This is a genomic window from Fodinibius salinus (assembly GCF_008124865.1).
Lineage (GTDB): Bacteria > Bacteroidota > Rhodothermia > Balneolales > Balneolaceae > Fodinibius > Fodinibius salinus.
On record NZ_VNHY01000002.1, the window covers coordinates 511,781 to 534,107 of the forward strand.

Here is a 22,327-nt window from a genome sequence, read left to right on the forward strand (position 1 = left end):
CACGATATAGAGAATTTTTAAGTGGCATGCTTTAACTGGAATAGCGGTATTATGATAGCGACATTGGATAAAATCAAAAATCTATAATTGTGAGAATAATCAAGAATATGTTACAGCACCAGAAAGGTAACCAACCGATAAAGGGGCAGTTGTAGTAAGAATGAAGATTTGGGCTAAACTTGTAAATATATATCCAATTTCCTATCCATGAAAATACCTCATCACTGGAAGCAAAAGTGGCTTGAACTGCTCCGTCGCTGGGAAAAAATTAAAAGAAAGGTAAATCTTGAGTTCCATTATGTCCAGGATGATCTCTACGAAATAGATAAGGTGGCCCAACCGTATTTTCGAGCAATTACGGTTTTGCTTAGTCTATTGGTCATCGCCAGTATTCTCATACCTATTGCCTTTGAATTGACTCCAGAAGTAACGCGATTAAATGACCAAATAGAGATCTGGATCCTTGTTGGGTTTGTAGCAAACTTTGTTATTCGGCTTGTGCTTACTGGAGATCGATCTGTATTCCTGAGAAAACGCTGGTTCGAGGCCATATTATCGATGTTGTCACTGGTCGTGTTGACAGATTTAGGCCTGTCATTTATCCGTCTGGTTGACACCTATTTTTTAGGGATCGAAAATACTCGCGTGGCATTTATTAGATTTCTAAAAGGCTATCTGCTTTTGTTCGTCATAATTAAGTTTCTGCAATTTTTGCCGGAACTGCTTGACAAACAAAAAAATACGGCACGGTTCCTGGTATACAGCTTTCTTTCTCTTATTGCTGTAGGTGCATTTTTGTTGATGTTGCCGGGAGCCACGCAGGACGGTCTTGGCCTTCAATTTATAGATGCCTTGTTCACCTCTACCAGCGCAGTTTGTGTAACGGGTCTTATTGTGGTGGATACCGCAACGCACTTCACGTTGTTTGGTGAGGTGGTGATACTAACCCTAATCCAGCTTGGAGGGATTGGAATTATCTCATTTGCGACCTTTCTGTTTTTGTTTATAAGCGGTGGCTTAGGCGTAGGCCAGATGAACACTATTAAAGGTATGGTTGCAGAAAAAAATACCACTTTGGTGGCTTCAACGCTGAAACGAGTGGTGGGCTTTACGTTTGCTATAGAAGCCATTGGGGCCATTAGTTATTATCTCAGTTGGGATATCGAATTTCCAAACCACGGTCAGCGTATCTTATTCTCGGTTTTCCATGCCATATCGGCCTTTTGTAACGCGGGGTTTTCACTATTCACAAACAGCTTGGCGGATGGGGCGAATGCCACAAATATGGGGATCAATATAACTACGATGACACTTATTGTATTAGGCGGATTGGGATTTACGGTTATATGGGAGTTGATTCGCAAGAAAATTGAGAAGAGTCGCTGGCAGAAACGCTTATCCATCCATACCCGAACGGTATTGGTTACTACAGTTGTACTCATAGTAGCGGGTGCCGGACTCATATTGTGGATGGAGTGGAATAAAACACTAGCGGGATATCCTTTCGGAGATAAACTAATGCTTTCCTTTTTCCAAAGTGTTACGACCCGAACGGCTGGGTTTAACACCTTAGATACCGGTGCCATCGGTATTTCTGCAACATTGATTATGATGATTTTTATGCTCATTGGGGGATCTCCGGCCTCAACAGCCGGGGGAATCAAAACCACAACATTCGCCGTCCTTATGCGGTCTATTACCATGACCATTAAGGGCTACAATCGGATGGAGCTATTTAATCGTACGATTCCCACCTCGGCTATATTCCGCGCGGTAACGGTCCTGTTGCTTGCTTCCTCGTGTATTGGTGTAAGCACTATCTTGCTATCTGTGGTGGAAGATCATGCATTTCTGGATCTGTTATTTGAAGAGATTTCTGCTTTTGCTACCGTGGGCCTATCTCGGGGAATAACCGCTGAGTTAAGCGGCTGGGGGAAGTTTATTATTGTGGTTTCCATGTTCCTGGGCCGTGTCGGTATTCTTACGTTTATGGTGGCTTTTGCCAATCGCATGGATACCCATAAGTACGAGTACCCGGAAGAAACAATTATGGTCTCTTAATTTTAATGAATAACAGTATCTATTATAAAACGATGAAATGAATTGCATTTTGCAGTTATCGGTATTGGGGTCTTTGGCAGTGCGTTGGCCAAAAAACTTTCCGAGGAAAGAGCCTATATCATTGCTATCGATAATGACATGGAGGATATTAATCAAGTCAAAGAATACGTCTCAGATGCTATTTGTTTTGATGCCACCGATCAAAATCTTTTAGAAAGTAAGGGATGAATCCCGCCTAGTTTACTAAACTAACTGTTTTGAATATGCAAAGTGATCCAACTTTTAAAGAGGTTGGGTACAACCACGTAACATATGATCAAGTGACTATAAATTCAGAAGAGGCTCTTGTAATTACTGGATCAAAATAATGTTGGGAGACCTCATATGACTTTGTCACACAAGTAAATTAGTAGTATGAAATACGTTAAGCTAACAATAGTAAAAAATTCTGTTGTCCCTATGTTGTCCCCGAAATTTTAAATAGGATGTTCTAAATGATTTCGTCTAAATAAATAAGCCGCTAACTCTTTGGGAGCTAGCGGCTTATCGTTTTGCGATCCGGACGAGACTCGAACTCGCGACCTCCTGCGTGACAGGCAGGCGTTCTAACCAACTGAACTACCGGACCGAAAATGCAAAATCTTAAAATATGGTCAGCAAATTAGCAGAATGTCGCTAAAATTACGACTTTTTACCAGCTGAAATGCCAGACCAATGAGAGCCCAAATATAAGGATCATATGGGACAACTGTCAAGAAAGAAATGGTCTATTTTTGTATTATTGATTGCCAAGTTCAATTTAATTACTATGACGTATAAAAGTTAAAACTATTAACGCTATGTATCGTCCCAAATTTGTACAGGTTTCGCATGATATCAGCGTATCGGTTAAGCCGATGTACCTCGAAGAGGAATCAAATCCGCTGATATCAAAACATGTATTTGCCTACTTCATCACTATTGAAAATATAGCTGACCAGAAGGTGCAGCTTCTTAAGCGGCATTGGCAGATACATGATTCCAGTGGAAAGGATCATCAAATTGAGGGGGAAGGGGTCGTAGGCAAGCAACCGATGATTGAACCTGGTAGTAATCATCAGTATAATAGCTTCTGTGTGCTCGATTCTTACCAAGGGAGTATGAGCGGTTATTATATAATGGAACGTGCCGATGGGGAGGAGATCAGCGTGCAGGTACCGGAATTTATACTTGTTTCGCACTTACTGAATTAAAAAAATAGAGAGCCGTAAGTATCAGTTACGGCCCTCCGTCGGGATGGTGATGGGATGTATTAGGGATACATCACTTTAACTAAATTAATAGAATACTATTGCATAATATTTTTGAGACCATTAGCTAAACGCTGGTTACTTTTCTTCAAATTCTACTTTATCAAATGTATTTGCTATAGAAATCGTTCCACTTTATTAATGGAAATGTCTCAAAATACTTTAAACGTTGTGTAGAGACCCTGGATAACCCAACCAATTGTTAATGAAGAAAAATCTTGAAAAATTAGCGTTAGAGGGAGTTGCAGGCAAATGGCAACCAATGGTAGTATTAGCAATTATCATTTTAATCTTTTTGCTACCCCAGGTAGGAACAGCCCAAATGTTTTCTATGGGAGATGACAGTCCCCAATATGTAAAACCACAAAATGAAGTATATGCCGGGTTGGAATTGATGAGTGTGAGCTATCGTGGAACAAACTCCGCACAGCCAGACCGCGGATTGTTTTCTTTCAACGGTTCTGTTATTCGGTTGGGTTATCAATCGCCTACGGTTGACTTTTCGGTTGGAAAAGGTGGACCAATCACCGGAATTAATGATGTTTCTTATTTTGATATCGGGGGAAAGTTAAATTTCGGTATTCCATTGTATCGTTCAAAAGCATTTGAGGTGCAACTACCCTTTCGGCTTTTATCGCGATATACGGTGATGAACAGCAGTAATTTTGTGCAGTCCCTTTTTAGCAGGTTTAACTTCGGGAGCTTGGCCGGAGGAATTGGCACAAAGCTGATTGTGCGTCCCACAGAAAATATTCGTATTGATTTGGGAGCAGTACCCAGCTATGGGTTTGCATTTGCATCCGGTGGACTTTTCGGAGGTAGCCTTACATCTATAGCGGGCAAAAGCCGCTTATATTTTGACGGATTGTTTGGTAATTTAGGGCTAAGTGTAGGATACAATTATGATTTTCGAAATTATGACATTGATGATGAAGTGTATGACTACCGGATGAATGGGCATGTTGTTCTACTAGGTATGACCTTTTAGCAATTATTATGAAAAAAGAGACATTACTTTTAGAACTAGAAAAACTCGTTGAACAGGCTGGCTATACCATCCGCAAGGAAAAAGGAACATTTCGCGGGGATTCTTGCGTAATGGAAGGACAAAAATTAGTGGTGCTTAACAAGAAAAAGCCTCCCCAACAGCAAGTGGGGTTGCTGGCACGTATCCTAAAGGACAAAGAACTGCGAGACATTTATATAAAGCCGGTAGTGCGTAAGCAACTCGAAAAGCTGTGGCAGCGCTTCGAAAAATTTAAAGACAGCGAAATAGAAGAAATGGATATCACTCTCGAATAATGCAATTAACATTTTTAGGTACCGGTACATCTATGGGCGTGCCCGTGGCCGGGGGATTTGGAAAAGAAGAAATTGACGGGGATCCTCGAAACACTCGTTGGCGGTGTTCGGCTTGGCTACAGACTGAGAAAAGTTCAATTATTATTGATACCGGGCCGGAATTTCGGCTGCAAACGTTGCGATCGGGTATTAGTGCCGTTGACCTGGTTCTTGTTACCCACGAGCATATGGATCATATAGCTGGACTGGATGATTTGCGTCCGTTTTGCTACAAACAGGGGCAGAGTATTCCCGTTTATGGAAGTAAAGAATGTTTGGAAGCCATCCGCCGCCGCTTTGAATATATGTTTGGCCCAAATCGCTATCCCGGTGCCACTGATATTGATCTCAGGAATATAACAGATTCCATTCATTTTCGGGATGTGAATATTACGCCACTTCCCGCTATCCATGGCAAAGTTAACGTGCTTGGTTATCGTGTTAACGATGTATCTTATCTTACGGATGTGAAAGCAATTCCTGATAAAACCAAACAAAAGGTTCGTGGTTCAGAGATATTGGTATTAAGTGGTCTCCGTTGGAGGCCCGAACATCCCACACACATGACTATTCCCGAAGCAGTGGATATTGCAGATGAACTGGATATTCCGCAGACCTATCTGATTCACATGAATTCATATGTGAATCATAAGTCCACAAATGAGCGGCTTCCTGAGCATGTGCAACTGGCTTATGACCAGTTAGTGGTAGAGGTGTAATACAACATCAACATGGATCAAGCAGATTATTATATCATTGCGCACTTCTGCTAGACCCGGTCTGTCTATGTTCTAGTGGCATTACAGATACTTTTTCAACTTCTCGTCTTCATCCAGCTGGTTGACGATTTGTTTAACGTCCTGGGCTTCATTGAGGTTACATACCAAAATAGCATTGTCCGTTTGGACGACAGCCAGATCTTCAACTCCTGCCAAGGCCACAATCTTGTCTCCGTTGCTGTGAATGAGATTATCCGTGGACTCCGTAAGTACGGTTGTGTCTGATTGGATCACATTACCGTCTTCATTTTTTTCCCGGAGGTCATAAACGGCCTTCCAGCTGCCCACATCATTCCATCCGAACGTTCCCGGTATTACATAAACCGTATCGGATTGTTCCATAATACCATAGTCAATGGAGATCGAAGGACAACCCTGATAAAAATCATGTATGGCTTGCTGTTGATCCGTAGATGTAAGAGCCGAAGAAAACTCTTGTGCCTGTTTACCCACAGAGGGCAGGTGTTGATTAAATTGGTCGAGAATGGTAGAGGTTTTCCAGATAAACATACCGCTGTTCCACAAGAAATTGCCTGAGTGGATAAACTGTCGTGCAGTTACTAAATCTGGCTTTTCCCTGAATTGGTTCACCTTTTTAATTTCACGGCCATTGTACTCTTCAGATTTATCTTTATCAAATTCAATATAGCCGTAACCGGTCTCAGGGCGATCAGGTTTGATACCGATAGTAACCAGTGAATCATCGGCCTGTGCTTTGGCTTCAGCTGATTTAAGAGTATCTATAAATTCATCGGGTTCTGTAACTTGATGATCTGCAGGTAACACCATCATGGTTCCGTCAGAATCCTGCTCGTGAATAAGTGCAGCGGCCAAGGCCACGCAGGGAGCGGTATCTTTTGCTACCGGTTCACCTACAATGTTTTGCTCGGGTACGTCTGGTAGTTGGTCTTGTACTAAGTCCACATATTTTTGATTGGTGATAACCCAGACGCGGTCAGCTGGAATCAGTGAATTAATACGATCCACAGTAGCCTGGAGCATTGTTTTATTCCCAAATATATTTAAGAATTGCTTGGGTTTGGCGTCGGTACTCCGAGGCCAGAAACGAGTGCCGGATCCACCGGCCATTATAACGGCATGTAACATAATATCAGTTGATTATATGAGTGACGTTGGAAATTAGCCAAAATCATGGAAAGAGTGAAAGTAATAATAGTTTATGGAGTTATGGTTCTATTTTGGCTATATAGGTTGTCCCGAGAAAAGTTAATCTTCCACTTCTGCTGCAGCAGAAGTGCGATCAACTTTTGAAAGGGTAAAGCTAAATGTAGATCCGATATCCGGGGTGCTTTCAATGAAGAATTCTTCGCCATGAGCTTCCATAATATGTTTTACAATGGCCAGTCCTAAACCTGTGCCGCCCTTCTCCCGGGAACGCGACTTGTCAACACGGAAGAATCGCTCGGTTACCCGGTCGATAAACTGTTGATTAATGCCAATACCGGTATCTTCAACATAAACCAGCATACGGTCTTCATCTTTAGAAAATGATTTGGCACCAACAGTAACACTGCCACCTGGTTCGTTATACTTAATGGCATTTTCAATAAGATTAATAAGGACCTGTTTTATTTGGTTACGGTCGGCATTGACGAGCACACTTTTCGAAAAATCTTCAAACTGTAGGCTAACATCTTCTTTCTTAGCTTTGTACTGGAGGTTTTCAACGACTTCTTTTATAACATTTCGCAGGTAAATATCTTGCACATCTGACTTAAGCTCACCGGTTTCGAGTTTGGATATTTCCATCAGGTCTTTGGTGAGATAGATGAGCCGATTGACGTTGCGCATAGCCTTTTTCAGGAACTTGCGGTTGACCCCGTCATCGTCAATCGCGCCGTTAAGCAATGTTTCAATAAATCCCTGAATAGCAAAAATGGGGGTCTTTAGCTCGTGTGAAATATCTCCTATAAATTCTTTCCGGTAGTTTTCGATGCGGTTGAGCCGCTGTATTTCTCGCTCTACCGTTTTGCTGGCCCTGATAGATTGCTTAATAAGAAAGTCCAGTTCATCACGTCCATCAGATTGAATATTATCATAATCCTGGAAACGCTTACGGGCAATATTTCGATTAATTTGGTTAAGCTTTTCGAGCCGCGAGAACTGAAGTTTGTAGATGATACCATAAATAATGCCAAAGCTACCTACGATCAATAGCACATTGACGAGTAGAGAATTTTGTAACGTACTGTTGAAGAAGAAAAAATCCAGAAGTGCCGCAAGGAGTCCAACCAGCAGTGCAGAGAAGAGGGCACTCCTGAAGGCTAATCGAGATGATTTTTTAAATGGCTGTTTTTTCATTCCTTAAATCGATATCCAACCCCTTTAACAGTTTCAATATATTCTTTGCCCAGCTTTTCGCGGATTTTACGGACGTGTACATCTACGGTACGGTCAACCACGTAAACATTGTCGCCCCAAACGTGGTTGAGCAGGGTTTGTCGATCCATCACTTTGCCTTTGCGGCTGGCTAAAAAGTAAAGCAGCTCAAATTCTTTGCGGGGCAGCTGGTATTCTTCTTCGCCTTGCGTAACAATATAGCGGTCTTTGTCGATGATAATATCATGTACGTCAATCTTATTTGTCATTTCTTCAGTTTCTTCAAACCGACGCAGTACCGCTTTGATGCGTGAGATAAGTTTGGTAGTACTGATAGGTTTGGTAATATAATCATCGCCGCCTTTATCGAGTCCTTCGATTTCCGTTTTTTCATCACCTCGGGCCGTAAGAAAGATGATGGGTGTATGCTTAAGCTGGGCATCATCACGCATACGTTCTACAACTTCCATCCCGTCCATTTTGGGCATCATGATATCCAACAACATAAGATTGGGGTTATGTTTCCGGGCCATCTCAATACCCTCTTTGCCGTCTTCGGCTTTGAGGACATCAAATCCTTCTTTATTAAGATTATATTCAATTAGGTCCAGAAGATCTTGTTCGTCATCAACTACTAAGATGGTTTGTTGGTCAGGCACAGGCTGTTAATTTATTGCAATGTTTAATTTAAGATAAGGAAAATGTTACTGAAGCTTTATGTGACATATACTACGAAGCCCCCTCCAAAAATCAAACCGAAGACCCGTTAAATAATTGTTATTTCTTTTGGGATGACAACGTTTTTTATGATTTTGGGTTAATTAATTTATGGCATATAATTCTCGTTATTTAAGTCTGATGGAGCTATTGACTATCAGTTCTATAAGTCTATTAGTGGTAAATTAAATTGTTATGAAAATAATAATCGTTGGCGCAGGACAGGTGGGAATAAGTGTGATGGAAGATCTCGGTGATAACCATGAGATCTCCGTGATTGATAAAGATGCCAGTAACCTCGATCGTATACCGTTTGAAGTTGATGTGACTGCTGGAAATGGGCTTGAGGAAGAGGTATTAAATTCTGCCGGAATAAAAGAGGCTGAAATTGTGCTCTCAACGACCTCTGAAGATCATACCAATGTTCTTATTGGTAGTATGGCTAAACTTCTAACGGATTGTTTTACGATCGCCCGTGTATCTGATCCATCGTTTGCAAATATCTGGGATACGAGAGAAGGAGCATTTGGAATTGATGCGATGATTGACCGGTCAAACTTAACAGCAAAGCAAATTACAGATCTTATCTGGTTCCAGTCCACCCGACAAGAGTCAATTAATGAAGAATTATATTGCCAGGAGAAGGTTAAAATGTCAGAATTCAGATTGGAAAGTGACAGTGAACTGATTGATAAAACAGTTCAGCAATGTGATAAATATCCCAAAATTAATATTGTTGGAGTTTTTCGAGATGGTGATTTTAAGATAGCATCAAACGATACTTCTTTTGAGGAAGGGGACCGTATTACGGCATTTGGATCTCCTCAAGAAGTGGATGCATTTGGTATATCGATAGCATCGGCGGAGATGAAACCAGTGCAAGATACATTTGATATTCTAGGTGGCGGTGATATTGGTTATCAAACGGCCCTTTTATTAGAGGACACTCCATTGAGTATTCGTATCTTCGAAAAAGATCCCGAACGAGCCCAGTTTCTTTCTGAACATCTTTCCCAAGCGATGGTACTACAGGCAGATATCACCGAGCGTTCGGTTTGGGAGGAAGAAAATATACCTCAATCTGATATTCTACTGGTTTCCACAGGTGATGATGCCATAAATGCATTGGTGACCTTGATAGGCCAAGAATACGAAACCCCGCGTTTGGTAAGCCTTGTTCAAGGATATCAGTATTTATCACTGTTTGAATCATTGGATATAACGCGGGTGGTTCACCCCAGAGAAGTTGTTGCTTCTAGCATAACCAATTATATACAAGATAGTTATACAAGAAACTTAACCGAGTTGGAACATGAAACTGCAGAGATCTTTGAGATAAAAATTGATGCGGAGAGCCAGGTTTTGAATCAAACTATTGAAGACGTGAAAAAAAGCATTGCCCAACCTTTCGTTGTTGGAGCAATGGTCCGACAAAACCATACCATTATTCCCAAGTTGGATACCTCCATAAAATTGGGGGACCAGTTTGTTATTCTGACAACTGGGAAAGCTGAAGATATGGTGGAGAAACTATGAGAAAACAGGTTGATCTATTTTGTGTCTTAAGCCTGTTTGGGGCGATATTAAAGTGGCTTTCGGTTCCACTTAGCGTGCCATTTATCTATTCGATATTTGGTCGTGAAAATCCGTTGGTCTTTTTGATACCAATAGCGGTATCATTGATAGCTGGTCTTTTACTGGAGCGACTTGATAGCAATCCCCAACTGGGTTTGCGGGAAACCTTTTTGCTAGTATCATTAAGTTGGTTAGGAGTTGCTTTGGTTGGGGGACTGCCTTATGTGTTGGCTGGAGCAGGAACAGTAGCTAATCCTGTTAATGCTTTGTTTGAAAGCATGAGTGGCTTTACTACTACAGGTGCTACGGTAATGGCCTCTATTTCATTTGGTACACATAGTCCTGAACTTATGTTCTGGCGTCAAATTACACAGTGGCTTGGCGGCATGGGAATAATCGTTCTTGGGATAGCTATTCTTCCCCGGTTATCTGTAGGGGGATCAGAATTAATTGAGGCTGAAGCTCCGGGTACGCAATTTGATCGAATTACACCACGTATTGTTGAAACAGCAAGGATTTTATGGTTACTCTATGTTATCCTTACAATAATACTTGGGATTTTACTTTATGGATCTCATTTAGTTGGTTTATCTCCCCAAATGGACTTTTATAACGCGGTAGCCCATGCGTTAACGACTATGCCTACCGGTGGATTTTCACCAGAAGCTAAAAGTATCGCTGCCTTTTCATCAACAGTGCAATGGATAATTATTCCATTCATGTTTATGGCGGGAACCAACTATGCCTTAATGTGGAGAGCATTTACCGGTAGTCCCAGGAAGCTGTATCGAGATACTGAATTTATCTTCTATAGCCTTATTCTCGTTTTTACAACAGCGATAATATTTGTGATGGTTTCGGGGAACACTTTTGAGAAAACACAGGATGCCATCCGCCATAGTTTATTTCAAGTATTGACGATTGTAACGACAGCCGGATATGCAAGTCATGATTTTAATACATGGAACTCGATGGCAAAAACACTCTTGTTTATGATGATGTTTATCGGAGGCTGTGCCGGGAGTACTGGGGGTGGCATTAAAGTTTTCCGCTGGATTGTCACCATAAAAATGTTCTTTAAGCAGCTCTTTACAACTATTTATCCACGCGCCGTTCAATCTATCAGGGTTGGTGAAAATATTATTAAAAATAAAACGGCCCGGCGTGTTACAATAATGATTCTGCTATATATAGTTACCTTTTTGATAGGAGCATTGATTATAGAGATAGAATCGTACCGCATTGGTCTTGATCTCGAAACGCTGGAAATAATGAGTGCATCCGCAGCTTGTATAGGAAATATTGGACCGGGATTTGGAATTGTAGGACCAATGAATAATTACCTAGCCTTTTCGCCGCTTTCAAAAACGGTAATGGTATTTTTGATGTGGGCTGGACGCCTCGAACTGTTTACCCTTTTTGTAATATTTATTCCCCAATATTGGCGGAATTAGTAGAAGTGATTTGTATGACTAAATACAGAGGAGTACCCTCTGTATTTTCAGTTAGGTGTCCATTTGAGATAGGACTTTTTTAACTAATTTCTGTACATCTCCATCAACAGATTCTCCCTGGGCTGCTAATTCAACAGACTCTTCAGCATCTCGCTTTTTAAAGCCAAGCGACTGAAGCGCCGAAACGGCTTCTTCTTTGGTATTGTCTGATATACTGGAGCTACTGCTTGGCTGATAGGTAGCATCAACCATTTCAGACATTTTATCCTTGAGTTCTAAAATCATACGTTGGGCGGTTTTTTTGCCAATCCCCTTAATTTTCGACAGGGCAGATTTATCCTCTTGGACAATAGCACCTGTAATTTCCTGGGCCGGCAGTCCGGAGAGAATGGTAAGTCCGAGTTTTGGCCCCACCCCTTTGACTGTTATTAATAACTCAAAAAGATCTTTTTCATTTTGATCCATAAAGCCGAACAGCCGCTGGTCGTTGTCGGTAATATGATGATAGACGAGCAGTTCCACTTCCTCACCTTCAGCGGGTATCTTTTCTAATGTTTGAGAAGAAATTTCCAGCTGATATCCCACATCACGAACATCAACAATAATTTGTTCAGTTGATTTAGCATGGATCGTTCCATTAAGATATGCAATCATGTCTTATCGCTTAAATTCACAAGAAGTTTAAAAAAAGTATTTTGAAATAAGTACTACTGCGCCAAATCTTTCCAGCACAGGTTCAGGATGTTGTAATTAGTAGCCCTATTTTATTTAATTCGATCAGGATTATTGGCAACAAAATTTTCCCAACTTCCATTGCTGTTATTTTGGTGTCGTTTATTTCCGGATGTATTCTGGCTTTGGATACCATCTTTTTTCATGATATGACACCAGGCTATGGCCAAGGCGTCTGTGGCATCATTTGATAGTTTTTCATCCGGCAGTGAAACAGTCTTTTTTAGCATAAAGGCTACCTGTTCTTTGCTGGCATTTCCATTTCCGGTAATCGATTTTTTGACCTGCTTGGGATAATATTCGGTAACAGGCAGCTCGTTGTCGGTAATGGCGAGCATGGCAGCTGCCTGGGCACGCCCTAATTTAAGCATAGCTAGCGGATCTACCCCATATACCGGTGTTTCAACAGCGCAGGAGGTAGGGTTATTAGAAGCAACTATTTTTGATATTTTTTCGAAGATATACTGTAGGCGATCTGCGTGGTCATCCATATTTGCCATGGTCAGCGTATCGCAGCGCAATGCTTTAAGCTGCCCTTTTTCTTTTGTAAGTACAGCATAGCCGGTGGACCTAGAACCCGGATCAATGCCCAAGATGATATCAGACATATATAAGATAGCTAATGTAACTTTCTTAAAATATAATGCATTCCCCGCTCCATTACATCCTTAAAGTAAAAAACCCCGAAGAATCATCAGTCTCCGGGGTTCAAGGGTATCTATGCTTAGAAGCCTACTTTGTGTAGGTACGTGTGTTACTACGTTTCGTAGTCATCAAATAATGTACAATCTGATTGTGAGCAAACTTTGATGCCAGTGTTAAGGCTGTGTTACCGTCGCTGTCTTGGATAGAGTCATCCCCACCGCGCTCAATAAGCTTCCTAACTATATAAAATTGACCTGACTTGGCTGCTATCATTAACGCCGTCATGCCATTTTTATTTTGCTTGTTAATATTTGGATTATGGGAAAGAATAATTTTTAATATCCGTGGATTACCAATTCCCGCAGCAACCATTAAGGGCGTATTGCCATTATGGTCAACCGTATCAATATCCATATCTTCGGCAAGCAGAATGTTGATGCTTGTATAGTCAATGGTGCGGATAGCCGTAAAAATATTATCGGCAATTTTTGGGATGTCAGAATTAGCCTTGGGAGCTGTTACAGCCAGTATCGAGATACTGAATACCAATAGTAATCCCTTTAGTGTTTTCATAATTTTCTAAGAATTTGAGAGTAAATGTTAAGTAGCGTTCAGGCAGGTATTAGGCTGTCTTGAATGCATCCAAAGATACGGACTTAGAGCAAGAAAAGTTGCAGTAGAGAGTGAGCTTGTATAAAAACAGAAAGGATAAATGGGAAAATCCAAAACCCCTAAAAAAGTAATAACCCAGGGCATGTGTTTTTAAAAAAATTCGCCTAATATAAGTGTAGTACAGATTAGTTTAGACAGTAAGGTCCAAGGGTTTATGAAGAATTAATGAAGATTGCTTTTTATTGTGCTAGTCACGTCAATGAGGCATTGTAACTAAGAGCAATTGATCGTTTTTATTAGTCGTTTCTCTCAAATGAATCGATCCGTGAAAAATAATTTTGGGCGGCCTCTTTTGCTTTTGGAGCAAGTAGAATTGCGGAGATCATCGTAGGGATTGCCATCAGGGCAAACATACCATCGATAAGATCAATGACAGCGCCGATAGAAGCTACAGACCCAAAGATGATGGATCCTACATAAAAGTAATTGTACCAGTGTTTATACTTTGCACCAATCAAGAAGCCAAGACACTTGGTGCCGTAGTAAGAATAGGTGAGCATAGAACTAATAGAGAAAAAGATTACGCAAATGACGAGCAGGTAAGTTCCAACAGTTGGCAGGGCTTCGTTAAAAGCATTTAGGGTGAGCGTTACGCCGTTGGCTTCGCTGGATTTCCAGACGCCGGTAACCAAAATGGCCAGGGCGGTCATGGTACAGGTGATTATAGTATCGATGGCAGGACCAAGCATAGCTACTAATCCTTCACGGACAGGTTCTTTGGTTTTTGCCGCGCCGTGAGCCAGTGCTTCGGTACCTAAGCCCGCTTCGTTAGAAAACACCCCGCGTTGAATACCAATCACAATTAGAGATCCGACAATACCGCCAAACATGGCATCACCATTTACGGCGCTGGGCCTCACATGTGCACCGTTAAAAGCATCAGTAACAATAAGTTTTAAATAGTAGGGAATTTGTTCAATGTGGATAGCCAAAATTGCAATTACGCAACCTACATAAATGACGACCATTGTAGGAACTACACGAGCTGTTACTTTGCCGATGCGGGTAATACCGCCGAAAATTACAATCGAAACTATAATTACCAGTATGAGTCCGGTAACGAGGTCACCACCCATGTGCGCATTGGCAGTTACCCATCCTTGGGGGATATAAATAGTATCGCGCAGAATTTGTGTGAGCTGGTTAGCCTGGAAAATAGGCAGCGGACCAAATAGGCCGGCAATGGCAAAAAGAACACCCAGAGGCTTAAAGAGGTATGACCATGATTCTCCCCAGGGTTTAGTTAGTCCTTCCCGTATCACATACATCGGCCCACCCTGTATCTTGCCGGCTGAATCCTTACCCCGATATAAAATGGCAAGTGTACAGGTAAAAAACTTGGTGGCCATTCCCACAAAAGCACTTACCCACATCCAAAGGAGGGCGCCGGGTCCACCCATAAAAATAGCTACGGCCACGCCGCTGATGTTGCCCATTCCTACTGTAGCAGCCAGCGCACTGGACAATGCCTCAAAGTGGTTGATATCACCGGGATCATTAGGGTCATCATATTTGCCCCGAAGGATATTTAGTGCATGCTTAAGGTATTTAAAGGGTGCAAAACCGGAATAAATTAAAAAGAAGAGTCCACCGCCAACGAGCAAATATACCAGCGGCATACCCCACATAAAATTAGAAAACGCACTTAAAAATTGTTCAACTTGTTTCAAAAGAACCTCATATTATTTTGAAAATATCATTCGGCGCGACAAAAATAGATGAAATCTGTGGCAGGGGGCTTTATATCAGCCTTCCTAAGTAACTTGGCAATTTGGGCCCTGTGGTGCTGTCCGTGAATAATCACATGATGTAAGATATCTGACATCATAGTCTCGTAAGGCATACCTTTGGAATTGCTGTACGAGATTTTCCCATCCAATTCGAGAGACTCAGAATTGAGAAGTTGCTTCCACTGAGCAGAAAGAGTTTTAAGCTTTTGAAGCGCAGCAGCCAAACCGTATTCGGGCCATACGGCAAGATCATCAAGTGGTTTTTGTTTTATCCGTCGATACCAAAGCTCTTGTGCGCCCGCAATGTGAGCAAAATATTGGATAGACTGTTTGCTGTCATTAAACTCCAGATGTTGCTGCAAGCAGAGCAAAATTTGTTCATTGCCCCACATATCGTAATTAAATAGCCGGAGCAGACGCTCTTTCGAATTCATGTTCATTAATTTAGGATGCCGTTTAATGAAGGTCTATAATACCCCTAATTATACAAATTTTGAAGTAGAGTACAGGCAGAGTATTTTAAACATTAAAACAGCAATAAATACCGCAAGTTTAATCTATGCTTTTAGCGCTCGACATTGGTAATACGAATATTGTGATGGGGATATCACATAATGGGGATTGGGTTCACAGGTGGAGAATACAAACAGATGCCGATAAAACGGCCGATGAGTATTATGTACTTTTTAGTAACCTATTTACAGAATCCAACTTGTCATTTTCAGACTTGGATCAAATTATTATTAGCAGTGTGGTTCCTCAATTAACGCAGACCATTAATGAGGTTCTTATCAACTATGCGGATACTACACCGTTGGTGTTGAATGGTGATGTAGAAACTGGCATTATTTTGGATACTGATAGTCCCGATACAGTTGGTGCCGATCTCATAGCGGATGCCGTTGGAGGATATGCCTTGGTCGAAAGTGATTGTATCGTCGTTGACTTTGGAACGGCCACCACGGTTATGGCTGTTGAGCAGCCCGGCAAGTTGACAGGCGTAGCTATTTGTGCGGGACTAAAAGTGACTATTGATGCACTTGTTGGTAAGGCAGCGCAACTTTCGCAGATACCCTTGGAACCACCCCCTCAAGTTATTGGTCAAAATACCATGGAAGCCATGCAGTCCGGTCTGGTTGTAGGACATCTTTGTATGGTTGAAGGGTTGGTTGGTCGCATGGAAAAGGAGCTTGAGGCGAACTCAATAAAAGTGATAGCCACCGGTGGACTAGCAGAAAAGATTGGTCCCTATACTGATATTTTTGATGTCATTGATCCTATGTTGACACTGGATGGATTGCAAACGATTATGAATCGACAGTAGCCCTTTTTGTAGCAGAGGAGGTGTTTGGTACGTACTTTACTGTCGTAAAAGAAACATTCTGATATAGTTAAACAAGATATTTGTTTCTGGGAGGTATCGTTTTAATCAGGAGCAATATTTTTTTAGGCTATAATAAAGTCTTACTTTCTACTCCATATCGTTACTATTATTAACATAATACCTACTTATAGATGAGCAAGACAGAGATACAGGCCGGAAGCAAACTATTAAAGCATATTCGTAAAATTGTAAAGGATGTTGATAAAGACCGTGATCAAAAATTACAGTTAATTTGCCAGCATTTGGCAGATAAGATCGATGTTTTTGACTGGGTCGGTTTTTATCTGGTTGACCCTGAGGCAGAAGACGAATTGGTGTTAGGACCCTATGTAGGAGAGGAAACTGACCATACACGAATATCTTTCGGGGAAGGTGTTTGTGGACAAGCAGCCGAAACCAATGAGACCTTTGTTGTACAAGATGTAAGTGAAGAGGATAATTACCTGGCTTGCAGTATTCATGTAAAAGCAGAGATTGTGGTTCCGGTTAAAAAGGATGGTGAGTTTGTAGCAGAGTTAGATATTGATTCACATACAAAGGATTCTTTAACTGAAGGACACCAGAAGATGCTGGAAGAAGTGTGCGATATGATTTCTCCATTATTTTAATAACAAGAAAAGAAGAACAATGAAATATATATTTTTTGCCCTATTAGGATTCTTTTTCATTGCTAATATTGCAAATGCTCAAGAAGAGGTAATTCGTTTGTCAGAACCTGTTAAACAGGGAGATGATTATGAAGTTTTTGGGAATGAATTTCCCAAAGATGCCAAAGTCACCGACCTGGAACAGCTAATCGCTGAGAGTGAAAAATATAAGGGACAGCAGATTACTACTCAGGGAAAAATAAAGCAGGTATGCCAGAAGAAAGGATGCTTTTTTCTGTTGGCTGCTCCAAATGGTGATGTTCGAATAACATTCAAAGATTATAGTTTTTTTATTCCAACAAATAGTATGGGTAAACAAGCAAAGCTAGTGGGCAAACTTGAAGTGAAGGCATTATCTGAGGCACAAGCTAAACACTACGCAAAAGATGCAGGTTCTGATAGCAAAGAAGTAGAAGGGCCACAAAAAGAGTATAGTGTTATTGCTACATCAGTAAAGATTATTGATAATAAGTAGTTGGTTTTGCAGCAAAATGTAAGCCCCCGATGCTGAGATCAAAGTCTGTTATCGGGGCTTATTTTTGGGCTATTCGCCGTTAGTACTGGGGAATGCTGCCATCAATTTCTTCCGACCAAGCTAATATTCCTCCTTTCAGGTTATAAAGATTATCAAAATCGTACTTTTCTTGTAATTTCTTGATGGCATCGGAGCTGCGTTTTCCGCTGCGGCAGTGTACTACTACCTTCTTATCCCGACTTATCTTATCAGAGTGGTCAAGTATTTGATCCAGTGGAATAAGTTCGCCTCCGATTTCTGCAATTTCTACCTCGTGGGGCTCGCGAACATCAATAAGTTGAACTTCTTCATCCGATTCAATCCATGATTTATACTTGTTTACGCTCACTTCGGGGACTTCGCTTTTTTCATCCTCGTCGTCAGCAGATGGAATACCACAGAATGCCTGGTAGTCAATAAGTTCAGTGATCTCAGGATTTTCGCCCCGTAATGGGTTGTCGGTATTTTTGGTAACTTTTACTTTACGTGTGCTAAAATCCTGGGCATCAAAAAGAAATAGCTGTTCCGAAAGTGGGTCGCCAATACCGGTAATAATTTTGATAACCTCACTGGCTTGCAGGCTGCCTATAATACCGGGAAGTACGCCTAATACGCCTGCTTCGGCACAACTGGGAACCATTCCTGGCGGTGGGGGCTCGGGAAACAAATCACGATAATTAGGGCCACGCACGCCTTCCTCATCCTCATAGTTAAACACAGAAAGTTGCCCCTCAAATTGGAAGATGGACCCATGAACGTTGGGCTTATCCAGCATTACGCAGGCATCATTAATAAGATAGCGTGTGGGGAAGTTGTCGGTGCCGTCGGCTACAACGTCATAATCTTTGATGATATCCAGGGCGTTTTCGCTGGTAAGTCGCACATCGTGGATTTCAATATTGATATACGGATTATTTGCCAAGAGTCGTTCTTTGGCAACTTCTACCTTGGGACGTCCCACATCGGAGGCTCCAAATAACACTTGCCGATGTAAATTGCTTGCCTCTACGGTATCGAAATCTACAATGCCGATGGTACCTACTCCTGCAGCGGCTAGGTATTGCAACATCGGCGCGCCAAGTCCACCAGTTCCTACTGCCAGCACTTTTGCTGCTTTCAGCTTCTTTTGGCCTTCCATTCCAAACTCGGGAATCGACAGGTGCCGACTATAGTGCCCCAGCTCTTTACTCGAAAATTCAATTTTTTCTAAATTACTCATAACAGTTTGTTAGCTCTTAATCCTTTATGATTTTTAGATACCGCCTGCTATTGCCGGTACAATACTTACCTCAGTATCTTCGTCTAATGTAATTCCACCGTTATTTTGGGGGTCAACCTCATCGTCCCCAATGTACAATTTGATATAAGAACGGACATTGCCTTCCTCATCCAGCAGATTTTCTTCTACATCGGGATATTCTTCCACAAAAGCATGGAGTGCATTCGAAAGATTATCTGCCTGGGTATTAAAAGTTCGATTTTGGTTTGTGTATTTTCTCAGTGGTGTAGGTATAATTAATTTTGCCATAGCGTAACTCGTTATTTTTAGGTTCTGTGTACTTCTGTTTGTTCAATAATTTCTTCTTCAAACTGGCGCTGTTCATTAAGTCGCCAGGATCGTGTTATCTCGCCTTTCCCATCTCGTACCGAAATGATGATATAGGAGAACCATGGCATTGCTACTTTCCGATCATGCTCAGAGGGTTCGGCCGGGTGGTTGGGATGTGAATGATACACACCCAACAAGTCGAGGTCATGGTCCAAAGCATATTTTTCAGCCTTTTGATAATCTTTGGGATCAATATGAAAGCGCTGCCGTTGGTCACCTTCTTTAGCATTTTTTACAGGCTGAACTTCTTGTACTTTGCGCCGATCTCCTGTATCTCCATAAAAGAAGCCGCAACATTCGTTTGGATAGTCGGCTTGGGCATGGTCATGCATCGTCTTAAGTGATGATTCATTGAGTATTAACTTCATAATTGTAAACTAGAATAATTGGTTAAAAACTTCTCCATATTTATTTCCGTCATCGGGGAAAATAGTTACGATAGTGCCCTCTTCAATATGGTCTGCTAATTCTAATGCTCCCAACAAATTGGCTGCTGAGGACGGGCTTAATAACAGTCCCTCTTTACGGGCTGTTTCTTTAATAAGTTCATAAGCATCTTCAGTACTGACAGCCCGTGTCGCATCCGCCATGTTTTCATCATAGATAGCGGGAGTTTGGGCCGTGGGCAGATGTTTCCAACCTTCGAGCCCATGCATTGCAATATCGGGTTGGAGGCCAATAAGAGAAATATCGCTGTCAAATTCTTTAAGGCGCTTGCCAGTTCCGGTAAAAGTTCCGGTGGTACCTAGACCAGCTATAAAGTGAGAGATTTCGTAATTGGTTTGCTCAAGAATCTCAATTCCGGTGGTATCATAGTGTGCTTCCCAATTGCTAGGATTGCTATATTGGTCGGCATAAAAATATTTTTCAGGATGTTTTTCATACATCTTTCGGGCTACTTTTTGGGCCTCATCCGTACCACCTCCCCGAGGAGTTAATTTAAGTTTTACCCCCAATGCTTTTAGAATTTGCTTGCGTTCTTCCGAAGCATTTTCAGGTAAACACAGCGTAACGGGAATACCCAGCCGGGCACCAATATGAGCATAAGCAATACCGGTATTTCCACTGCTGGCATCCAGTAATGATTTGTCGGAAGTAAGCTTGCCGGATTGTATAGCATCACGAATAATACGATAGGCCGGACGAGCTTTGACACTTTCTCCGAATTGTTGCCATTCCATCTTAGCATAAATGTTCACATTATCGTGATCGCCTATGTTTTTTATGGGATACAAGGGCGTATGACCAACAAATGGTCGTAGTTGAATAGCTTTTTGTAAGAGCGAATCTGTAACAGTTTCTAGGGAGTTCATCCTTGGTGCTATTATTGTTATTAGGGAAAAGGTAATTGCAGAACCAAGATTAGCCTTGGTGATTAGAGGTGATTACCGAAAAGGGAAAGAGTGCTTTATATTGATCGGTAATTAGCTACAACAACAGTAACAACAACAAAACATAGCACAGCCATGGTGCTTAGCGGAAAGGAAAAATATGTCTTGTGTGTTTTTCAAAATAGAAATATTTGAAATATGCGTTGTCTTGCGTAAAGTTACGAAATCTTTTTGTTATTGCAATAACTGCTTAAAAAATAATCATTCCGTACCAGAAACGGGGAAATATTATTTTTTTAAATAATTCTTGACATCAATAAAAACTGTGGCTATCCTAAACGCGTTGAAACAAAAGACCAACGTTTTCGAAATTTTATGAATTTTTTGAATTACATCTCCAACCTTTTTGCAAACATGTCCATGCCCATGTGTATGTGTTGTATGTGCTGTATGTGTACCGCAGAAGGTAGTGGATGTAATTTTCCTACATAATTTTGTACTAAATTACTTCAAAAAGCCCACTACCTGCTGCAGGTGGTGGGCTTTTCTATTTTGATATAGAAAATACACCTCTCCTCCTGCATCAGGTCTGGGCTTGTGAAACAAACTCAATCATAAACCCAACACATAAACACAAAAAGGTAACTAATTATGCCTGATGTACTAACAAACGAACAAACACTTGTAAACTTAGAATGGGCCTCCGAACATCTCAATGATGAGGATGTCCGCTTTGTAGAAATAGATGTAGACACGCAATCTTATGATTCTGGTCACATTCCGGGAGCCATAGGATGGAACTGGAAAACACAGCTTCAGGATCAGCTAAAGCGTACTATTGCTTCTAAGGAAGATTTTGAAAAGCTCCTACAGGAATCCGGTATTGATGAAGATACCACGGTAGTGGTGTATGGCGATAATAACAACTGGTTTGCTGCCTGGGCGTACTGGCTGCTAAAGTATTATGGCCACGAAAAGGCAAAAGTTCTCGATGGTGGTCGTAAGAAATGGATTGCCGAAGATCGCGAACTCACAACTGAGACCCCGGATTATGAAACCAGCGATTATACCATCGACGAAGTAGAAAGCGAGTATCGTGCCTTCCGCGATGATGTGAAAGAGAAGTTGGAGTCTGATGATTTCGGTTTGGTTGATGTGCGTTCTCCCGAAGAGTTTAACGGCGAAATTATTGCTCCCAAAGGAGTTAAAGAACTTTCGCTACGTGCCGGACATATTCCCGGAGCTTCTAATATTCCGTGGTCAACAGCTGTAAATGAGGATGGTACATTCAAATCCAAAGAAGAACTGCAAGAGATCTACGAGCAAGAGGGTATTACCCCAGATAAAGATATTGTGGCTTACTGCCGAATAGGTGAACGGTCGGCCCACACGTGGCTTGTCCTTAACGAGTTGTTGGAGTATCCAAATGTTAAGAACTACGATGGGTCCTGGACTGAATGGGGTAATCTTATTAACGCTCCTATTGAACGGTAACTATTTGAATATC

Annotated in this window: 24 protein-coding genes and 1 tRNA gene; 12 read left to right on the forward strand and 13 right to left on the reverse strand. The window is 41.5% G+C overall.

The genetic code is table 11. The features are described from left to right. Positions 1-207: 207 nt before the first annotated feature. Together LX73_RS07145 and LX73_RS07150 are read left to right on the forward strand one after the other, a co-directional pair. Positions 208-2,061, forward strand: coding sequence for a TrkH family potassium uptake protein (locus LX73_RS07145; RefSeq protein ID WP_148898798.1), 1,854 nt, complete (start codon positions 208-210; stop codon positions 2,059-2,061). Positions 2,062-2,103: 42 nt separating this feature from the next. Next, entirely contained in the window at positions 2,104-2,289 is a 186-nt protein-coding gene (locus LX73_RS07150; protein WP_148898799.1) for an NAD-binding protein, read from the forward strand. 326 nt (positions 2,290-2,615) lie between these two features. Here the strand turns inward: LX73_RS07150 and LX73_RS07155 are convergent. Beyond that, positions 2,616-2,689, reverse strand: a tRNA-Asp gene (locus LX73_RS07155). A gap of 211 nt (positions 2,690-2,900) precedes the next feature. On the opposite strand from LX73_RS07155, the gene apaG reads away from it, so the two are divergent. From apaG to LX73_RS07175, 4 genes are all read left to right on the forward strand, one after another. Continuing rightward, complete coding sequence (gene apaG / locus LX73_RS07160; RefSeq protein ID WP_148898800.1) at positions 2,901-3,293, forward strand: Co2+/Mg2+ efflux protein ApaG; 393 nt, start codon at positions 2,901-2,903, stop codon at positions 3,291-3,293. Between the two features lie 262 nt (positions 3,294-3,555). Further along, positions 3,556-4,338 carry a hypothetical protein gene (locus tag LX73_RS07165; protein WP_148898801.1) on the forward strand — a complete coding sequence of 261 codons (783 nt, stop codon included), beginning with the start codon at positions 3,556-3,558 and terminating at the stop codon, positions 4,336-4,338. A gap of 8 nt (positions 4,339-4,346) precedes the next feature. Continuing rightward, positions 4,347-4,652 carry a hypothetical protein gene (locus LX73_RS07170; RefSeq protein ID WP_148898802.1) on the forward strand — a complete coding sequence of 102 codons (306 nt, stop codon included), beginning with the start codon at positions 4,347-4,349 and terminating at the stop codon, positions 4,650-4,652. Next, complete coding sequence (locus LX73_RS07175) at positions 4,652-5,410, forward strand: MBL fold metallo-hydrolase (RefSeq protein ID WP_148898803.1); 759 nt, start codon at positions 4,652-4,654, stop codon at positions 5,408-5,410. Before LX73_RS07170 ends, LX73_RS07175 begins: the two co-directional genes overlap by 1 nt. 81 nt (positions 5,411-5,491) lie before the next feature. On the opposite strand, the gene LX73_RS07180 is transcribed toward LX73_RS07175, so the two are convergent. From LX73_RS07180 to LX73_RS07190, 3 genes are all read right to left on the reverse strand, one after another. Further along, entirely contained in the window at positions 5,492-6,577 is a 1,086-nt protein-coding gene (locus LX73_RS07180; RefSeq protein WP_148898804.1) for a mannose-1-phosphate guanylyltransferase, read from the reverse strand. A 120-nt stretch (positions 6,578-6,697) separates the two neighbouring features. Continuing rightward, entirely contained in the window at positions 6,698-7,792 is a 1,095-nt protein-coding gene (locus tag LX73_RS07185; RefSeq protein WP_148898805.1) for a sensor histidine kinase, read from the reverse strand. Next, entirely contained in the window at positions 7,789-8,469 is a 681-nt protein-coding gene (locus LX73_RS07190) for a response regulator transcription factor (RefSeq protein WP_148898806.1), read from the reverse strand. The genes LX73_RS07185 and LX73_RS07190 overlap by 4 nt, the downstream gene beginning before the upstream one ends. Before the next feature lie 253 nt (positions 8,470-8,722). On the opposite strand from LX73_RS07190, the gene trkA reads away from it, so the two are divergent. Together trkA and LX73_RS07200 are read left to right on the forward strand one after the other, a co-directional pair. After that, the gene (trkA, locus tag LX73_RS07195; RefSeq protein ID WP_148898807.1) at positions 8,723-10,063 is read left to right on the forward strand and encodes a Trk system potassium transporter TrkA; all 1,341 of its coding nucleotides are present in this window, start codon (positions 8,723-8,725) and stop codon (positions 10,061-10,063) included. After that, positions 10,060-11,556: a TrkH family potassium uptake protein gene (locus LX73_RS07200; protein WP_148898808.1), complete on the forward strand. Its 1,497-nt coding sequence runs from the start codon at positions 10,060-10,062 to the stop codon at positions 11,554-11,556. The genes trkA and LX73_RS07200 overlap by 4 nt, the downstream gene beginning before the upstream one ends. A 51-nt stretch (positions 11,557-11,607) precedes the next feature. On the opposite strand, the gene ruvA is transcribed toward LX73_RS07200, so the two are convergent. From ruvA to LX73_RS07225, 5 genes are all read right to left on the reverse strand, one after another. Beyond that, positions 11,608-12,210, reverse strand: a complete 603-nt coding sequence (ruvA, locus tag LX73_RS07205) for a Holliday junction branch migration protein RuvA (RefSeq protein WP_148898809.1) — start codon at positions 12,208-12,210, stop codon at positions 11,608-11,610. Between the two features lie 110 nt (positions 12,211-12,320). After that, positions 12,321-12,896 carry a crossover junction endodeoxyribonuclease RuvC gene (ruvC, locus tag LX73_RS07210; RefSeq protein ID WP_148898810.1) on the reverse strand — a complete coding sequence of 192 codons (576 nt, stop codon included), beginning with the start codon at positions 12,894-12,896 and terminating at the stop codon, positions 12,321-12,323. Positions 12,897-13,020: 124 nt separating this feature from the next. Further along, on the reverse strand, positions 13,021-13,506 hold the full coding sequence (locus LX73_RS07215) for an ankyrin repeat domain-containing protein (protein WP_148898811.1): 486 nt from the start codon (positions 13,504-13,506) through the stop codon (positions 13,021-13,023). Between the two features lie 335 nt (positions 13,507-13,841). Then, positions 13,842-15,275: an alanine/glycine:cation symporter family protein gene (locus LX73_RS07220; protein ID WP_246138188.1), complete on the reverse strand. Its 1,434-nt coding sequence runs from the start codon at positions 15,273-15,275 to the stop codon at positions 13,842-13,844. 26 nt (positions 15,276-15,301) lie between these two features. Continuing rightward, on the reverse strand, positions 15,302-15,769 hold the full coding sequence (locus LX73_RS07225) for a DinB family protein (protein WP_170245616.1): 468 nt from the start codon (positions 15,767-15,769) through the stop codon (positions 15,302-15,304). A gap of 125 nt (positions 15,770-15,894) precedes the next feature. On the opposite strand from LX73_RS07225, the gene LX73_RS07230 reads away from it, so the two are divergent. The 3 genes from LX73_RS07230 to LX73_RS07240 all read left to right on the forward strand — a co-directional run bounded on the left by LX73_RS07230 (position 15,895) and on the right by LX73_RS07240 (position 17,841). After that, positions 15,895-16,659: a type III pantothenate kinase gene (locus tag LX73_RS07230; RefSeq protein WP_148898813.1), complete on the forward strand. Its 765-nt coding sequence runs from the start codon at positions 15,895-15,897 to the stop codon at positions 16,657-16,659. A 191-nt stretch (positions 16,660-16,850) separates the two neighbouring features. Continuing rightward, a complete protein-coding gene (locus tag LX73_RS07235; protein WP_148898814.1) occupies positions 16,851-17,327 on the forward strand; it encodes a GAF domain-containing protein in 477 nt (158 codons plus the stop codon). A 19-nt stretch (positions 17,328-17,346) separates the two neighbouring features. Next, positions 17,347-17,841: a DUF4920 domain-containing protein gene (locus LX73_RS07240; protein WP_148898815.1), complete on the forward strand. Its 495-nt coding sequence runs from the start codon at positions 17,347-17,349 to the stop codon at positions 17,839-17,841. A 79-nt stretch (positions 17,842-17,920) separates the two neighbouring features. On the opposite strand, the gene moeB is transcribed toward LX73_RS07240, so the two are convergent. The 4 genes from moeB to LX73_RS07260 are packed head-to-tail and all read right to left on the reverse strand — an operon-like array spanning position 17,921 to position 20,802. Further along, positions 17,921-19,099 carry a molybdopterin-synthase adenylyltransferase MoeB gene (gene moeB, locus LX73_RS07245; protein WP_148898816.1) on the reverse strand — a complete coding sequence of 393 codons (1,179 nt, stop codon included), beginning with the start codon at positions 19,097-19,099 and terminating at the stop codon, positions 17,921-17,923. 33 nt (positions 19,100-19,132) lie between these two features. Next, the gene (locus LX73_RS07250; protein ID WP_148898817.1) at positions 19,133-19,408 is read right to left on the reverse strand and encodes a ubiquitin family protein; all 276 of its coding nucleotides are present in this window, start codon (positions 19,406-19,408) and stop codon (positions 19,133-19,135) included. Positions 19,409-19,425: 17 nt separating this feature from the next. Next, a complete protein-coding gene (locus LX73_RS07255; RefSeq protein WP_148898818.1) occupies positions 19,426-19,857 on the reverse strand; it encodes a M67 family metallopeptidase in 432 nt (143 codons plus the stop codon). Between the two features lie 9 nt (positions 19,858-19,866). Then, complete coding sequence (locus LX73_RS07260; RefSeq protein ID WP_148898819.1) at positions 19,867-20,802, reverse strand: PLP-dependent cysteine synthase family protein; 936 nt, start codon at positions 20,800-20,802, stop codon at positions 19,867-19,869. A gap of 669 nt (positions 20,803-21,471) precedes the next feature. Between LX73_RS07260 and LX73_RS07265 the strand changes: the two genes are divergently transcribed. After that, the gene (locus LX73_RS07265; RefSeq protein WP_148898820.1) at positions 21,472-22,314 is read left to right on the forward strand and encodes a sulfurtransferase; all 843 of its coding nucleotides are present in this window, start codon (positions 21,472-21,474) and stop codon (positions 22,312-22,314) included. Positions 22,315-22,327: the final 13 nt, after the last annotated feature.